Annotated in this window: 1 protein-coding gene; it reads left to right on the top strand. The window is 36.4% G+C overall.

Annotated features, from left to right (window positions below; all coding sequences use genetic code 11):
• Nucleotides 1-346, top strand: a 346-nt coding sequence (locus QR64_RS26960; protein WP_039587478.1) for a hypothetical protein, incomplete at both ends; no start/stop codon positions are given.

The following is a 346-nucleotide window of genomic DNA, read 5'->3' as shown; positions in this document are numbered from 1 at the left end:
TGACAACATTAAGAGAGCTACACAAAAAACTTAAAATTAAACAAACGCTTGACAACTATGTACGCAACACAAATAAAAAATATAAACATAACTTTGTGGCTGATGAAATTCTTGGCGAGGGAATGGCTAAACTGATCGAGCTTAATACACAAGGCAAACTTGGACGACATGCACAGCAAATTGCTTATATTAACCATAATTTGAGCTTACAGCGACAAAAGGAACAACTGGAACAAGTTAACGAACGACTTGCTAAACGTGCTGAGAAAGCCCAAAAATTGCTTGACACGGAACTTCTGAAAGATAGCTACATCGAAACGCTTGAAATGTTTAGTAAATACCATTC

Origin of the sequence: Rhodococcus sp. Chr-9, from assembly GCF_000801125.1 — a bacterium.
In the GTDB taxonomy this organism is placed as follows: domain Bacteria; phylum Actinomycetota; class Actinomycetes; order Mycobacteriales; family Mycobacteriaceae; genus Rhodococcus; species Rhodococcus pyridinivorans.
The sequence above is the reverse complement of the archived record's forward strand: the minus strand, read 5'-3'. Positions and strand labels throughout refer to the sequence as shown.